Annotated in this window: 12 protein-coding genes; 11 read left to right on the forward strand and 1 reads right to left on the reverse strand. The window is 68.8% G+C overall.

Annotated elements, in window-relative coordinates:
• Nucleotides 1-64 precede the first annotated feature (64 nt).
• The 7 genes from D9V41_RS13355 to meaB all read left to right on the forward strand — a co-directional run bounded on the left by D9V41_RS13355 (nucleotide 65) and on the right by meaB (nucleotide 8,576).
• Nucleotides 65-661 (forward strand): helix-turn-helix domain-containing protein, encoded by a 597-nt coding sequence (locus tag D9V41_RS13355; protein WP_121795075.1) that lies wholly within the window; start codon nucleotides 65-67, stop codon nucleotides 659-661.
• Nucleotides 661-1,311, forward strand: coding sequence for an FMN-binding negative transcriptional regulator (locus D9V41_RS13360; RefSeq protein WP_121795076.1), 651 nt, complete (start codon nucleotides 661-663; stop codon nucleotides 1,309-1,311). The genes D9V41_RS13355 and D9V41_RS13360 overlap by 1 nt, the downstream gene beginning before the upstream one ends.
• On the forward strand, nucleotides 1,299-2,177 hold the full coding sequence (locus tag D9V41_RS13365; RefSeq protein ID WP_208006860.1) for an EamA family transporter: 879 nt from the start codon (nucleotides 1,299-1,301) through the stop codon (nucleotides 2,175-2,177). The genes D9V41_RS13360 and D9V41_RS13365 overlap by 13 nt, the downstream gene beginning before the upstream one ends.
• Before the next feature lie 200 nt (nucleotides 2,178-2,377).
• Entirely contained in the window at nucleotides 2,378-3,532 is a 1,155-nt protein-coding gene (locus D9V41_RS13370; RefSeq protein WP_121795077.1) for an HNH endonuclease signature motif containing protein, read from the forward strand.
• Nucleotides 3,533-3,622: 90 nt separating this feature from the next.
• Nucleotides 3,623-5,419: a methylmalonyl-CoA mutase subunit beta gene (locus D9V41_RS13375; protein ID WP_121795078.1), complete on the forward strand. Its 1,797-nt coding sequence runs from the start codon at nucleotides 3,623-3,625 to the stop codon at nucleotides 5,417-5,419.
• The gene (scpA, locus tag D9V41_RS13380) at nucleotides 5,416-7,599 is read left to right on the forward strand and encodes a methylmalonyl-CoA mutase (protein ID WP_121795079.1); all 2,184 of its coding nucleotides are present in this window, start codon (nucleotides 5,416-5,418) and stop codon (nucleotides 7,597-7,599) included. The genes D9V41_RS13375 and scpA overlap by 4 nt, the downstream gene beginning before the upstream one ends.
• Nucleotides 7,599-8,576: a methylmalonyl Co-A mutase-associated GTPase MeaB gene (gene meaB / locus D9V41_RS13385; RefSeq protein WP_121795080.1), complete on the forward strand. Its 978-nt coding sequence runs from the start codon at nucleotides 7,599-7,601 to the stop codon at nucleotides 8,574-8,576. The genes scpA and meaB overlap by 1 nt, the downstream gene beginning before the upstream one ends.
• Here meaB and D9V41_RS13390 read toward each other — a convergent pair.
• Nucleotides 8,564-8,884: an MmcQ/YjbR family DNA-binding protein gene (locus tag D9V41_RS13390; protein WP_121795125.1), complete on the reverse strand. Its 321-nt coding sequence runs from the start codon at nucleotides 8,882-8,884 to the stop codon at nucleotides 8,564-8,566. The two genes, meaB and D9V41_RS13390, sit on opposite strands and share 13 nt — an antisense overlap.
• 149 nt (nucleotides 8,885-9,033) lie before the next feature.
• Between D9V41_RS13390 and D9V41_RS13395 the strand changes: the two genes are divergently transcribed.
• From D9V41_RS13395 to D9V41_RS13410, 4 genes are read left to right on the forward strand one after another with little or no spacing between them, the layout of a single operon-like run.
• Complete coding sequence (locus D9V41_RS13395; protein WP_121795081.1) at nucleotides 9,034-10,053, forward strand: SIS domain-containing protein; 1,020 nt, start codon at nucleotides 9,034-9,036, stop codon at nucleotides 10,051-10,053.
• The gene (locus D9V41_RS13400) at nucleotides 10,053-10,892 is read left to right on the forward strand and encodes a PfkB family carbohydrate kinase (protein WP_121795082.1); all 840 of its coding nucleotides are present in this window, start codon (nucleotides 10,053-10,055) and stop codon (nucleotides 10,890-10,892) included. Before D9V41_RS13395 ends, D9V41_RS13400 begins: the two co-directional genes overlap by 1 nt.
• Complete coding sequence (locus tag D9V41_RS13405; protein WP_121795083.1) at nucleotides 10,889-12,952, forward strand: hydantoinase/oxoprolinase family protein; 2,064 nt, start codon at nucleotides 10,889-10,891, stop codon at nucleotides 12,950-12,952. The genes D9V41_RS13400 and D9V41_RS13405 overlap by 4 nt, the downstream gene beginning before the upstream one ends.
• A complete protein-coding gene (locus D9V41_RS13410; RefSeq protein ID WP_121795084.1) occupies nucleotides 12,949-14,613 on the forward strand; it encodes a hydantoinase B/oxoprolinase family protein in 1,665 nt (554 codons plus the stop codon). The genes D9V41_RS13405 and D9V41_RS13410 overlap by 4 nt, the downstream gene beginning before the upstream one ends.
• The last annotated feature ends 2 nt before the right edge of the window (nucleotides 14,614-14,615 follow it).

Raw genomic sequence — 14,615 nt, forward strand, 5'->3', positions numbered from 1 at the left:
CTCGCGGCCGACCACTCGATGACACGCGCTTCTGATTGCCCGCACAGTGCATTATGCTGCACTCATGGAGCCGAGTGCAGCGGAACTGTCCGTCGTCGTGGGAGAGCGCGTGCGCCGAGCACGGATCGAGCGCGGGTGGACGCTCGATCAGTTGGCCGAAGCCGGAGGAGTGAGTCGGCGCATGGTGGTCAACGTCGAGCAGGGCGCGGTGAACCCGAGCGTGGGCACCCTTCTGCGGCTGAGCGACGCTCTCGGCATCGGCCTGCCGGCGCTGGTGGAGCCGCCGGAGCCGCGAACGATCAAGGTGACCCGTGCCGGCGGCGGGGCCGTGCTGTGGCGCAGCGACGCCGGTGGGGAGGGCGTGCTGGTCGCCGGAACGGAACGACCGGACGTGCTGGAGCTATGGCAGTGGACGCTCGCGCCGGGCGATCGACACCGAAGCGAGGCGCACGCCGCCGGCACCAAGGAGGCGCTGCAGGTGCTGGAGGGGACCCTCGTGATGGAGGTGAGCGAGCAGTCCGTCACGCTCGGCGAAGGGGACGCCATGAGCTTCTCGGGCGATGTCGCGCACAGTTACGCCAATCATGGGCATGCGCCCTGCCGGTACGCGCTCACGGTGTTCGAGCCGAGCGTCGGCGTTGCGAGCGGAGGGGGTCACTGATGCTTGTCCACCCCTGGGACGCCACCCTCGACGATTCCGAGTGGCGAGACTGGGTCGCCACCACCGACCGTTTCGGCGTCCTCGCCGTGAACAACCGCGATGTCATGCAGGCGCCGCTGGTCGTCCCGACGCATTTCACGATCGCCGATTCGCAGCTTCTGGTGCACCTCGCCCGGCCGAACCCGGTCTGGTCGCACCTGGAGCACGCGAACGAGGTGCGGATGGTGGTGACGGGTGACTACGCGTACGTGCCGTCATACTGGCGCGCCAAGGACGACGTGCCGCGCGAGCACGGGGTGCCGACCAGTTACTACGCGGCCGTTCAATTCGTCTGTCGCCCGCACATCGTCGACGATCCTCAGGGAAAGGCAAAGATCCTCGCCGCCCAGATGGCGGACTTCCAGCCCGAGGGGCAGCACGCGCCGATTGCGGCGGGGGAGGCTCCCTACGGTCGGATGCTGCCCGGCATCCGCGGTCTGCGATTGTCGGTGACCCGCGTGGAGGCCAAGTTCAAGTACGACGACCACACGAGCGTGGAACGTCGGCAGCAGATCAGCGACCAGCTCGAGCAGCGAGGGCGGGGCCTGGATGCTGGTGCTGCGTCACAGCAACGCCGGCGCACGGGCCGGGTGGGCGAATGGCGACCATAGTGAACGGCCGACGTTCGGCTGTCCCGCCATGGGTTCTCGCCGTCGCGGCGATGTTGTCGGTGCAACTCGGCTCGGCGCTCTCGGTCGGGCTCATCGACACCGTGGGCGCCGGTGGCACCGCGTGGCTCCGCCTCACCCTCGGTGCCCTGGTGTTCCTCGCGATCGCACGCCCGCCCCTGCGCTTCGTGCGGCGTCCGGATGTCCCGGTGATCCTCGGCCTCGGCGTGACCACGGGTCTGGTGACAATAGCGTTCCTCGCCGCCATCGCGCGGATACCGCTGGGAACGGCAGTCGCGATCGAGTTCCTCGGGCCGCTGACGGTAGCGGCCCTCCGCAGCCACAACGCTCGAGCGCTGGCGTGGCCCGGCCTAGCGCTCGTCGGGATCGTGCTGCTGACCGAACCGTGGCGCGGCGAGGTCAACGTCGCCGGCGTGGGTTTCGCGGCACTCGCCGCGGTGGGCTGGGCGGTTTACGTTCTGCTGACGCAAACGATGGGTGACCGCTTCAGCGGTATCAGCGCCCTCTCGATGACCGTTCCGGTCGCGGCCTTGGTGGCCGGTTTCGTGGGCGTTCCCCAAGCCGCGGGTCACATCGATCTCACCGTCATCGTGACAGCGCTGGGGCTGGCCCTGCTCCTGCCGGTGCTCCCGTACGCGCTGGAGATGCTCGCGCTTCGATCGATGACCCACACGGCATTCGGCACGCTCATGGCGCTCGAGCCCGCGATGGGGGTCATCCTCGGCCTCGTCGTGCTTCACCAGCGGCCCACGCCGACACAGATCGTCGGCATCGTCCTCGTCGTGATCGCCGGGGCAGCCGCTCAACGCCGAGGGCGCCGGCCCACGCTCCCCGCCCTGCTCGATTGACCCCGGTGCGGTCGAGTCGCGGCGCGCTGGCCTTCCTAGGTGGTCGAGTAGCGGCGAGCTCGGCGAGCCGTGTATCGAGACCACATCTCACGTGACGCGTGGTCTCGATACGGCCCTCGTTCCTCGGGCCTACTCGACCACCTAAACAGGGGTGTGAACAAGGTCGTGGGAGTGTCGGTGGCCTTCTCTAGGTTGGAAACATGATCGAGAGCAGCTCTGACGCGCGGGTCGGTTTCCTGGCCGGGTTGCGGCGCGCGAACGCTCTCGCGGAGTACCGCCGCTGGTCGGGCATGCTGGAATACCTCGCCGCCGAAACGATCCGGATTGAGCGGGAACTCGAACCACGGGCGCGGGAGCTTGAGATCGCGGCGGTGCGGTCGGTCGTGGCGCAGGCCAACGGGTGGAGTGAGCATCAGCTGGCCGCCCGCCTGCACGAGGCCGAAACCGCCCGCGATGACCTGCCCGCTGTGTGGGCGGCGTTCGGTGAAGGCGAACTGGATGCGGCGCGGGTGTCGATCATCGCAGCCGGCGCCTGGAAACTCACCGAGGAACGGTCGGTGGCCAAACTTGACCGCCAAGTCGTCGCCTACGCCGCCACCCACACCACCGGCGAACTGCGCCAGTGGATGCGGCGGTTCATCGCCCGGGTCGAACCCGACGAAGTCGAGAAACGCTACGAGGACATCGTCGCCGAACGAAACGTGACCATCCACCATGATGAGGACGGCACCGGCAGCCTGTACGCCGAGAACCTCCCGTCCTACGTGCTGGCGGGGATCGACGAGCGGCTCGACCACGCCGCCAAGACCACCACCGACGACGACCGGACCATCGCCCAACGTCGGGCGGACTTCTTCGTCGACGCCCTCGACCACATCGACCCCGACAATGAGCCCGCCCGCGTCCCGAACCTCGCGATCGGTGTCATGGTCCCCGCGTCCACCCTCGCCGGAATCGATGATCAGCCGGCGATCAGCGCCGACCGCGACTGGGTGATTCCGGCCAACGTGCTGCGTGATCTCGCCTTGAGTGGGAACCCGTTCTGGTACCGACTCCTCATCAACGACCAGGACGACGTCCTCTCCGTCACCTACCAGGGACGGTACCCACCAGAGCACCTACGGAACGCGATCCGGTTCAGAGACGGCACCTGCCGATACCCCGGCTGCACGAAGAAGGCGCAGAACTGCGACCTCGACCATCGACAACCACTCCCGGACGGCCCCACCAGCGGTGAGAACCTCTGGGCCTTATGCCGGCACCACCACAAACTCAAAACCTTCCGCCACGCCGAACCCATCCGCCTCGGCAACCGCTGGGTATGGAGAATCCGCGCCACCCTCCTCACCGAGTAGTTCGCGTCGGCCACTGTGGCATGAGTCACTTTGCGTCCATTCGGGGGTGGGCGAGTGGTCCCCGTCACGGGCGTTCCGTACGATGCCGCCATGGCACCCGAGCAGACAGTTCCGCTGGCTGAGGGCGTGAGCCACGACCTCGCCGAGTGGGAAAAAGCGACGGCGGCTGTGCTGCGCAAAACGCGCAAGCTGGCCGAGGACGCCCCCGACTCCGACGTGTGGGACCTTCTCGCCACGCGGACCCTCGACGGCATCACCGTGACGCCGCTGGGCACGCCGGCGCTGACGGAGGACCTGCCCGAAGCGGGACTGCCGGGTCAGGCTCCCTTCACCCGCGGGGCACTCGCGGCACGCACCGAACTCGACGGCTGGGACGTCCGTGGGTGGTTCATCGACCCGAACACGGACGCCGACACGGTGAGCGCCGAGTTGGAGAACGGTGCCAACTCGCTGTGGCTCACCGTCGGTGATGAAGGGATCGACCCCGATCGTCTCGCCGCCCTGCTCGAGCCCGTCTTCCTCGACCTCGCGCCGGTGATCCTCGACGCCCCGACGGCAACTCGTGCCGCAGCCGAGGCGTTCCTCAGCGTGCTCGAGGACAAGGCCGTGGAGGCTCATCCGGGTACCAACCTCGGCGCCGACCCGGTCGGCAACGCCTTGCGCGGCCGGGGTGACGCGTCGATCGACGTCGCGGTCGACCTCGCGCGGATCGCCAAGCAACGCGGTATCCGCGGCGTGGTCGTCGACGCCACCGCCGCTCACGATCTCGGCGCGTCGGACGTTCAGGAACTGGCCTACTCGCTCTACGCCGGCGTCACCTATCTGCGGGCCCTCGCCGAGGCCGGTCTCTCGCAGAACGAGGCCGCCGAGCAGCTCGAGTTCCGTTACGCCGCCACCGACGAACAGTTCCCCACAATCGCCAAACTTCGAGCGGCGCGTCGGCTGTGGGACCGCGTCGGTCAACTCAGCGAGATCGTCGAACCGGCGCGCGCCCAGCGACAGCACGCGGTGACGTCGCGGCCCATGATGTGCCGGTACGACAGCTACACGAACATGCTCCGCACCACGGTCGCGACGTTCGCCGCCGGTGTCGGCGGGGCGGACGCCGTCACCACGCTGCCGTTCGACGAGCCGCTCGGACTTCCGACGCCGTTCAGCCGCCGCATCGCCCGCAACACCTCGGCCCTGCTCATCAGCGAGTCGCATGTCGCCGCAGTGACCGATCCGGCCGGCGGAGCCCACGCCGTGGAGAAGCTGACGGACGACATCGCTCGCGCCGCCTGGGACCTCTTCGGCGAGCTCGACGCCGCCGGAAGCACCGACGCGGCGCTCGCGCTCCTGCGCGAGCGGATCGAGGCCACCGCGAGCGAGCGCGCCTTGCAGATCGCCCGACGCAAGCGTCCGATCACCGGCGTCAGCGAGTTCCCGAACCTCCAGGAGAAGCTGCCCGAGCGTGCGCCCTACCCGGTTCCGTTCGACGTGCACCGCTACGCGGGCGAGTTCGAGCAGATGCGCGACGAGCCCGCCGCGCAGCCCGTGTTCCTCGCGACGATGGGGCCCATCGCGCAGCACACCGCGCGCGCGTCCTTCGCCGCCAACCTCCTCGCCGCCGGCGGCATCCACCACGCCGTCGCCGGCGCGACGGACGGGGCCGAACAGGTCATCGACGCGTACCGCGAGGCCGGAGGCCCCGAGGTGGTGTGCGTGGCCGGGCACGACAACGCCTACGCCGAGTGGGGAGCCGAGCTCGTCACCGCGCTGCGCAAGGCCGGTGCCAGGTATGTGATCGTCGCCGGCAAGACCGACATCGGGGCCGACGACTCCGTCGCCGCGGGTCTCGACGCCCTCGCCTTCCTCCGTCGCACCCGGGAGGTGCTGAGCGCATGACCATCCCCTCCAGCTTCCAGGGACTGCCCTTCGATCCCGAGCGACCGCCCGCTCCGGACATCGACGCGTACGCGCGAGCGACCGACGGCGCCGAGCCGTGGGCATCGCCCGAGGGCATCGACGTCAAGCGGCTCTACACGCCCGAGGACGTCGCGGGCCTCGATGCGCTCGACACCTACCCGGGCCTGACGCCGTTCCTGCGCGGCCCGTACCCGGCGATGTACACCACTCAGCCGTGGACGATCCGCCAGTACGCCGGATTCTCGACCGCCGAGGAGTCCAACGCGTTCTATCGCCGCAACCTGGCCGCCGGGCAGAAGGGCCTCTCGGTGGCGTTCGACCTCGCAACCCACCGCGGCTACGACTCCGACAACCCCCGGGTGGTCGGCGACGTCGGCATGGCCGGCGTGGCGATCGACTCCATCTACGACACGCGCAAGCTGTTCGAGGGCATCCCGCTGGACCAGATGAGCGTCTCGATGACGATGAACGGCGCCGTGCTGCCGGTCATGGCGCTCTACATCGTGGCGGCCGAGGAGCAGGGCGTGAAGCCCGAGCAGCTCGCCGGGACCATCCAGAACGACATCCTCAAGGAGTTCATGGTCCGCAACACGTACATCTACCCGCCGGCGCCGTCGATGCGGATCATCTCCGACATCTTCGCGTACACGGCGGCCAAGATGCCGCGGTTCAACTCCATCAGCATCTCCGGCTACCACATCCAGGAGGCCGGAGCGACGAACGACCTCGAGCTGGCCTACACGCTCGCGGACGGCGTCGAGTACATCCGCGCGGGCCTCGACGTCGGGCTCGACATCGACGCGTTCGCGCCGCGGCTGAGCTTCTTCTGGGCGATCGGCATGAACTTCTACATGGAGATCGCCAAGATGCGCGCCGCCCGTGCCCTGTGGGCGCGGCTCGTGCGGCAGTTCGGTCCCCAGAACCCCAAATCGCTCAGCCTGCGCACGCACTCGCAGACGTCCGGCTGGAGCCTGACGGCGCAGGACGTCTTCAACAACGTCCAGCGCACGGCGATCGAGGCCATGGCGGCCACCCAGGGCCACACCCAGAGCCTGCACACCAACGCGCTCGACGAAGCGATCGCACTGCCGACCGACTTCAGCGCCCGCATCGCACGCAACACCCAGCTGTTGCTGCAGCAGGAGTCCGGCACGACGAACATCATCGACCCGTGGGGCGGCTCCTACTACGTCGAGCGCCTCACGCACGACCTCGCCACCCGCGCCTGGGCGCACATCGAGGAGGTCGAGGCGGCCGGCGGCATGGCCAAGGCGATCGAAGAGGGCATCCCGAAGATGCGCGTCGAGGAGGCGGCGGCCCGCACCCAGGCACGCATCGACTCCGGTCAGCAGGCGGTCATCGGCGTCAACACCTACCGGGTGCCCGACGACGAACCCGTCGAGGTGCTCAAGGTCGACAACAAGGCCGTGCTGCAGCAGCAGCTCGCCAAGCTCGAGCGGCTCCGCGCCGAGCGCAACGAGGACGACGTCCGCCGCACCCTCGAGGCGCTCACCAACAGCGCGGAGCGCGGCGCCGGCCGCGACGGCTCGCTCGACGGCAACCTCTTGGCACTGGCGGTGGACGCGGCTCGGGCGAAGGCCACGGTCGGCGAGATCAGCGACGCGCTCGAGAAGGTCTACGGGCGCCACCAAGCCGTCATCCGTACGATTTCTGGTGTGTACCGCAGTGAGTCCGGCGGAACCGGCGACATCCAGCGCGTGATCGAGGCGACCGACGCCTTCGAGCAGGCCGAGGGCCGCCGCCCGCGCATCCTCGTGGCCAAGATGGGCCAGGACGGCCACGACCGCGGCCAGAAGGTCATCGTCACGGCGTTCGCCGACATGGGCTTCGACGTCGACGTGGGCCCGCTGTTCTCCACGCCCGAGGAGGTCGCCCAGCAGGCTGTCGACGCCGACGTGCACATCGTGGGCGTCTCCTCCTTGGCGGCCGGTCACCTCACGCTGCTGCCCGCGCTCAAGCAGGCCTTGGCGGAGCTCGGACGCGAGGACATCATGGTGGTCATCGGCGGCGTGATCCCGCCCGACGACGTTCCGGCCCTCAAGGATATGGGCGCGGCCGAGGTGTTCCTGCCCGGAACGGTCATCGCCGACTCGGCGCTCACGCTGCTCGACAAGCTCCGTTCGCAGCTGCAGCACTGATGGCAGCCGTCGACGTCGAGGCACTCGTCGAGGGGGTGCGTGCCGGACAGCGCGGCGCGGTGTCACGGGCGATCACGCTCGTGGAGTCGCGTCGCGCCGACCATCGTGCGGCCGCCCGCGAGCTGCTCACCGAACTGGCCCCGCACGCCGGCGGCGCGGTGCGGGTGGGGATCTCGGGCGTGCCCGGCGTCGGCAAGTCCACCTTCATCGAGGCGCTCGGCGGGTATCTGACCGGGCGCGATCAGCAGGTCGGCGTGCTCGCGGTCGATCCGTCCAGTGTGCGCACGGGCGGTTCGGTGTTGGGCGACAAGACCCGGATGGCCACGCTCTCAACCAATCGGAAGGCCTACATCCGCCCGTCGCCGAGCGCGGGCACCCTGGGCGGGGTGGCGCGGGCGACCAGCCAGGCCATGACGATTCTCGAGGCGGCCGGGTACGACGTCGTCCTCGTCGAGACCGTCGGTGTCGGCCAGTCCGAGATCACCGTGGCCGGAATGGTCGACACCTTCCTGTTCCTGACCCTCGCGCGCACGGGCGACCAGCTGCAGGGCATCAAGAAGGGCATCCTCGAGATCGCCGACGTCATCGCGGTCAATAAGGCCGACGGCGAGCGGGTCAAGGAGGCCGAGACCACCGCCCGTGACCTCGCCGGCGCCCTGCGGCTCGTCTACGCCGGGACGCAGGACTGGGTTCCGCCCGTGCTCACCTGCTCGGCCATCGAGGGAACCGGCATCGACACCGTCTGGAGCCGGATCATCCGGCACCGAGAGTTCATGGGCGCCCGAGGCGTCGCCGAGAAGCGCGCCCAGCAGCAGCTCGACTTCGTCTGGACCTTGGTGCGCGACGAGATCGATCAGCGGCTGCGCAGCGACGAGAAGGTCGCCGCAGTCCGCGCATCGCTGCGCGAGCGCGTTCTGGCCGGCGAGTTGCCCGCGGTGACGGCGGCCGACGAGATCCTTCGCGCCTACGACAGCTGAGGACTCCGGGCGCGCCATGCGTCTTCGATGACCTCGGCCAGCTCGTCCACGCCGATCCGATCGAGTCGGACCAGGACGCTCGCGTGACCCGCGTAGTGATCGATCGTGAAGAACACGTCGGGATCGCTCGCCAGTAACGCCTCGCGCTCGCCCAGATCGCTGCACCAGGCCACCAGGGCGTCGGGCTTTTCACGGAATCGCAGGAAGATCTTCTTCGCGACGTAGAACGCCGGAGTGCCGTACGCCGTCCGCTCTTGGACGCCCGGCAGCGCCAGCGCCAGGCGCCGCACGTCCGCCTCGGTAGCCATGCGCTTCAGCATGCCAACGCGGGCTCCCGGGGGAAAGAGGACGAGGGAAATTCACGGTTGACACCGTTCCCAATCATGGGTCAGGCTAGACACGTTGGGAGCGTTCCCAACGCGTTCCACCTCGACGAAGAGAAGGCAGTCACGGTTTCATGAGCGACCTCATTGCGGTTCCCGACGATTTCGAGGCCTGCGTGCAGCACGCCCTTGATCAGGACGACATCGCACGGACGGTGGTGAACAAGGCACTCGACAAGGGGCTCGAGCGGGTCTACCTCGTCGGCTGCGGCGGCTCGCATTTCGGGACCTATCCGGCCTTCGATCTCCTCGATCGCTACGCCTCCGGGCTGACGACGCAGCGACTCACGAGTGCGGAGCTGACCTCGCGCACGCCGGCCGGCCTGGACGAGCACGCCCTCGTCGTCGCTGCCTCGCACTCGGGAAACACGCCGGAGACGGTGGCGGCCGCCGAGTTCGCGAAGGCCAAGGGTGCGACCGTCGCGTCGATCTCGCGTCAGGGGGAGAACGGACTGTCGCGCGTCGGCGACGTCCATCTGGATTACCCGGACACGATCTCGATCACGGAGCCCAAGCTCGTGCACAACGAGCAGATCGCTGTGGCGCTGCTCGAGGCGTTCGGTGCCGAGGACCGAGCGGCGACGCTCCGCGCGAGCCTGCCGGCGCTGCCGGCGGCGCTGCGGGCCGTCAAGGACGAGGTTGCCGATGCCGGCGAGCGCATCGCCGACGTTCTGGCCGACGCTCCGCTCAGCTACATCGTCGGCGGCGGTCCCGCGTACGGCATGGCCAAGATGATGGCCTGGTGCTATTTCCAGGAGATGCAGTGGATGAACTCCGCTGCGATCAACGGCGGCGACTTCTTCCACGGGCCGTTCGAGATGATCCTCGAGGACACGCCGCTGGTCGTGCTTCTCGCCGAAGACGCTAGCCGGGGCCTCGGTGAGCGCGTGGTGTCGTTCGGCGAGCGCTACACCTCGCGCCTCGGGGTCGTGGACACGGCGTCCTTCAGCCTGCCTGGGATCTCGGCCGAGGCACGCGGTGACCTGAGCGTGCTGGCCCTGATGAGCGCCGAGCGCCGCGTGCTCGATCATGTCGCCGCTCGCCGCGGCCACGACACGTCCGTTCGTCGCTACATGTACAAGGTGCAGTACTGATGAAGATCCTCGGTGCCGGCGACAACGTCGTCGACCGATACCGACGCCTGGGGCTGTTGTTCCCGGGGGGCAACGCCGTCAACGTCGCCGTCTTCGCCTCCCGGTTGGGCGCCCGCGCCGCCTACATGGGGGTGCTCGGTGACGACGCGGCAGGGCGGCACGTCCTGGCGGCCCTGCGCGCGGAAGGCGTCGACACCACCTGGGTGACGACGGCGCACGGCCACAACGCTTACGCCGATGTCGACATCGTGGGCACCGACCGCGTGTTCCTCGGCTCGGACCGATCGGTACAGCCGTTCGATCCGACCCCCGCGCAGCTCGACGCCATGGCGGAGTTCGACGCCGTGCATTCGGGTTACGCCGGTTCACTGTGGCCGTACGTCGCCCAGATGGCCGGACGCACCAAGGTGTCGTTCGACTTCGGCAGCCGCTTCGATGTCGACGCGGTACTTCCCGACCTCCAGTACCTGTACCTGGCAGCGTTCTCAGCCAGCCACCTGAGCGCCGAGGGGGCTGAGGCGCTCGTTGCTCGCGCGCTGGATGCGGGGGCGACGTACGTCGTGGCCACCCGAGGGGGAGAGGGTGCTTACGTCGGCACCCCCGGCGGCATCCTCTTCCAGGACGCTGAGTACGTGACGGTACGCGATACTCTCGGCGCCGGTGACGCGTTCATCGCCTCGGTCCTCGTCGGGTTGCTCAGTAACCGCGACGTGCGCGCGACCTGTGCTGCGGCGAGTGCCCACGCCGCACAGGTCTGCCTCGAGCATGGGGCCTTCGGGCACCCGCTCCCGCATTCGCCGTCCGATCCCGCCAGCGATTCGAAAGTAGTCAGTTCATGAGTCTTCGCCTCGGCGTCGACACCGGTGGCACCTTCACCGATGTCGTCGCATTCGACGACACCACGGGCCGCGTCCACGTCCGCAAGGTGTCCAGCACACCGGACGACCCCGGCCGCGCCATTCTTCGCGGCGTCTCGGAGATCCTGGACCAGATCGGCGGGCGCACGATCCAAGAGATCTCCTACTTCGCTCACGGCACGACCGTCGGTACCAATGCGTTGCTCACGGGCAACGGTGTGTCGACGGGGTTGATCACCACGCGCGGGTTCCGCGATCTGCTCGAGCTCGGCCGGGGGCGGCGCCCTGCGATGTACGACCCGCAGGCCGACAAGCCTGCGCCGCTCGTCTCGCGGCACGCCCGCACCGAGGTCACCGAGCGGGTCCGGCATACCGGTCGAATCGAGACACCGCTCGACGAATCCGAGGTTCGCGCTGCGGTCCGTGAGCTGCGCGCGCAGGGCGTCGAAGCCGTTGCCGTCTGCTTGCTCTACAGCTACGTCGACGCGACGCACGAGCAGCGCATCGCCGAGATCCTGCGCGAAGAGTTCCCCGAGGCGTACGTCTCCTTATCCAGTGAGGTTCTGCCGGAGTTCCGTGAGTATGAGCGGCTCTCGACAGTAGTGACGAACGCCTTCGTCGGTCCGGTCGTGTACCGGTACCTGGCGGCGCTGCGTGAGAATCTCGCCGCCCAAGGTCTGCGGGCGGTGCCGCACGTCACCCAGAGCAACGGCGGGGTCATCCCCTTCGCGACCGCCGAGGCCATGCCGGTCCGGCTCGTCCTCTCAGGGCCGAGCACCGGCGTGGTCGGGGCCGCACAGATCTGCTCTGCTGCGGGATTCGGCGACATCATCACGTTCGACATGGGCGGCACCTCCTCGGACATCTCGCTCGTTCAGGACGGACAGCCCAAGGTCACGTCGGGCATGGAGCTCGACGGTCGACCGATCCGCTCGCCCATGCTCGACATCCACACCGTCGGCGCCGGCGGCGGCTCGCTCGGCTGGATCGATTCCGGCGGCCACCTCCGGGTCGGTCCGCAGAGCGCGGGCGCCTTCCCGGGGCCTGCCTGTTACGGCAACGGTGACGAGGCCGCGGTCACCGACGCCAACGTGGTGCTCCGGATGCTCAACCCCGAGTACCTGCTCAACGGCCAGATGAAGATCGACCGAGACGCCTCCGTGCGAGCCGTACAGCGACTCGCCGAGCCGCTCGGGCTCTCGGTCGAGGAGACCGCTCTCGGCATCCTGCGTGTCGTGACCGCCAACATGGCACGCGCTATTCGCGTGGTGTCGGTGCAGCGCGGCTACGACCCGCGCGACTACGCGCTCGTGCCCTTCGGCGGGGCAGGGCCACTCCACGCCTCTCGGCTCGCCCGCGAGCTCGGAATGCGCCGGGTCGTCGTTCCTGAGGTGCCGGGTGCACAGTCGGCGATGGGCCTCTTGATGACCGACGTCAAAACCGACTTCATGCGCACCCAGATCACGCCGGTCGCCGCGACCTCGGTGACCACCCTCGACGAGGTCTTCTCGAGCTTGGCGGAGCGCGCCGTCGACTGGTTCGAGGACGAGGGCGTTGCGGCCGACGGGCGCAAGCTCGTCCGCCGACTGGAGCTGCGGTACGCCGGGCAGAACTTCGAGCTTCCGGTCGAGGTTCCCGAGGGCCACGAGTTCGCTCGGGACGGCGTCGACGCCGTCGTCGACGCCTTCCACGACGCCCACGAGCGGGTGTACGGCTACCGCTCGCCGGAGGCTGCCGTGGAAGCCGTCACCTTCCGGGTCGAGGCGCACGGGGTGGCCCCTCGCGTCGAACTGACCCGGAGCCCGGCGGCCACCTCGCACGTGTCGGAGGCGGTGATCGGGACGCGCGAGACGTGCTTCGACCCGCACAGCGGCTACCAGGCGGTCGACGTGTACGACCGCGCCCTCCTCGGACCCGGCCATCGGATCGCCGGACCGGCGATCGTGGAGCAGATGGACACCACGACCGTGCTGCTGCCCGGCGACGTCCTGGTGGTCGACGAGCTGCGCAACCTCGTGATCGAGATCGGAGAACAAGCATGACGACGGCGGACAGGATCGGCGAGAACGTCCTCGACCCGGTGATGGTGGAGGTGGTCGGCTCCGCCTTGTCGACCATCGTGGAGGAGATGAGCGAGACGCTCGTCAAAGCCGCCTTCTCGCCGAACATCAAGGAGCGCCGCGACTGCACGGCGAGCCTGTTCGACGCGGCGGGCAACGCGATCGCCCAGGATGAGGGCGGGTCACCCCTGCACCTGGGCTCGCTCATGGGCATCGTCGCCGCCATCCGCGAGCGGTTCGATGACTCCGACATTCGGCCCGGTGACGTCTTCATCGGCAACGATCCGTACACCGGCGGCGGGTCCCACCTGCCCGATATCGTGCTCGCCACGCCGATCTTCGTCGACGGCCGGGTGTCCGCGTGGGCCGCGGCTCTCGCGCATCACGCCGACTTCGGCGACCGGGGACACGCGCACATCTATCAGGAGGCCATCCGGATTCCGCCGGTGCACCTGGTGCGCGAGGGGGAGACGCAGGAGGAACTGCTCGCGTTGATCCTGTTGAACTGCCAGATTCCCGAGGAGCGGATGGCCGACCTGCGAGCGCAGGAGGCCGCGTTGCGAGTCGCGTCGACCCGCTACCTCGAGCTCTGCGAACGCTACGGTGCGCCGGCCATCGAGGCGGTGGGCAACGAACTGCTCGATTACACCGAACGTCGCACGCGCGCGGCCATCGCCGAGTTCCCCGACGGTGAGTACGAGTTCGAGGACCTCTTCGACTGCCCGGAGCTCGACGAAGAGCTGACGCTGCGGGTTCGTATCGTCGTGCGCGGTGACGAGCTGTTGTTCGACTTCGCCGGCAACCCGTCGCAGGTCCGGGCCAGCGTCAACGTCGTGTGGACGGGTCTCTACGCGGCGGTGTACTACACGGTGAAGACCCTCATCGATCCGGACATCGCCCCGAACGCCGGGTTGTACCGGCCGATCACCATCGAGGCGCCGAAGGCGTCGATCGTCAACTGTGAAGCTCCCGCCGCCGTCAACGGCCGCAGTGAGACGTGCCAGCGCATCGTCGACCTGATTCAGGGGGCGCTCGCACCGGCCGTTCCCGATCGCGTCACCGCTGCCGCGAACGGGGCCAACACGGGAGTCCACTTCTCCGGCCACGACCCGGAGCGCGGGCGCGACTTCGTCTACCTCGAGACCATCGGAGGCGGCAGCGGCGCTCGCTTCAACAAGGACGGGCTCGACGGTGTCCAGGTCCACATGACCAACACCTCCAACCTGCCGGTCGAGAGCCTCGAGGCCGAGTACCCGCTGATGGTCGAGGCATATGAACTTCTCGACGACTCCGGCGGCATGGGCGAACATCGCGGAGGTCTCGGTATCCGGCGCAAGATTCGCGTCGAGGCGCCAGACGTCCACTTCTGGCTGGACACGAGTCGGCAGAAGTCGCGACCGTGGGGCCTCTTCGGCGGGGGACCGGCGGACTCGGCCCGGTGTGAGCTCAGCGAGGACGCCCGCCCCATCGATCACGGCTACACCGTGCTCCAGCCGGGTCAGACCGCATCGATCGAGACTGCCGGGGGTGGTGGCTACGGAGATCCGGCCGAACGTCCGGTCGATGCGGTTCAGCAGGACGCGCGCGAGGGCAAGATCTCGCAGAACACCGTGGAGGAGTACCAGCGGCGCCGCAGGGTATGAGC

It is taken from the genome of Aeromicrobium phragmitis (assembly GCF_003674095.1).
Taxonomy (GTDB): Bacteria; Actinomycetota; Actinomycetes; order Propionibacteriales; family Nocardioidaceae; genus Aeromicrobium; species Aeromicrobium phragmitis.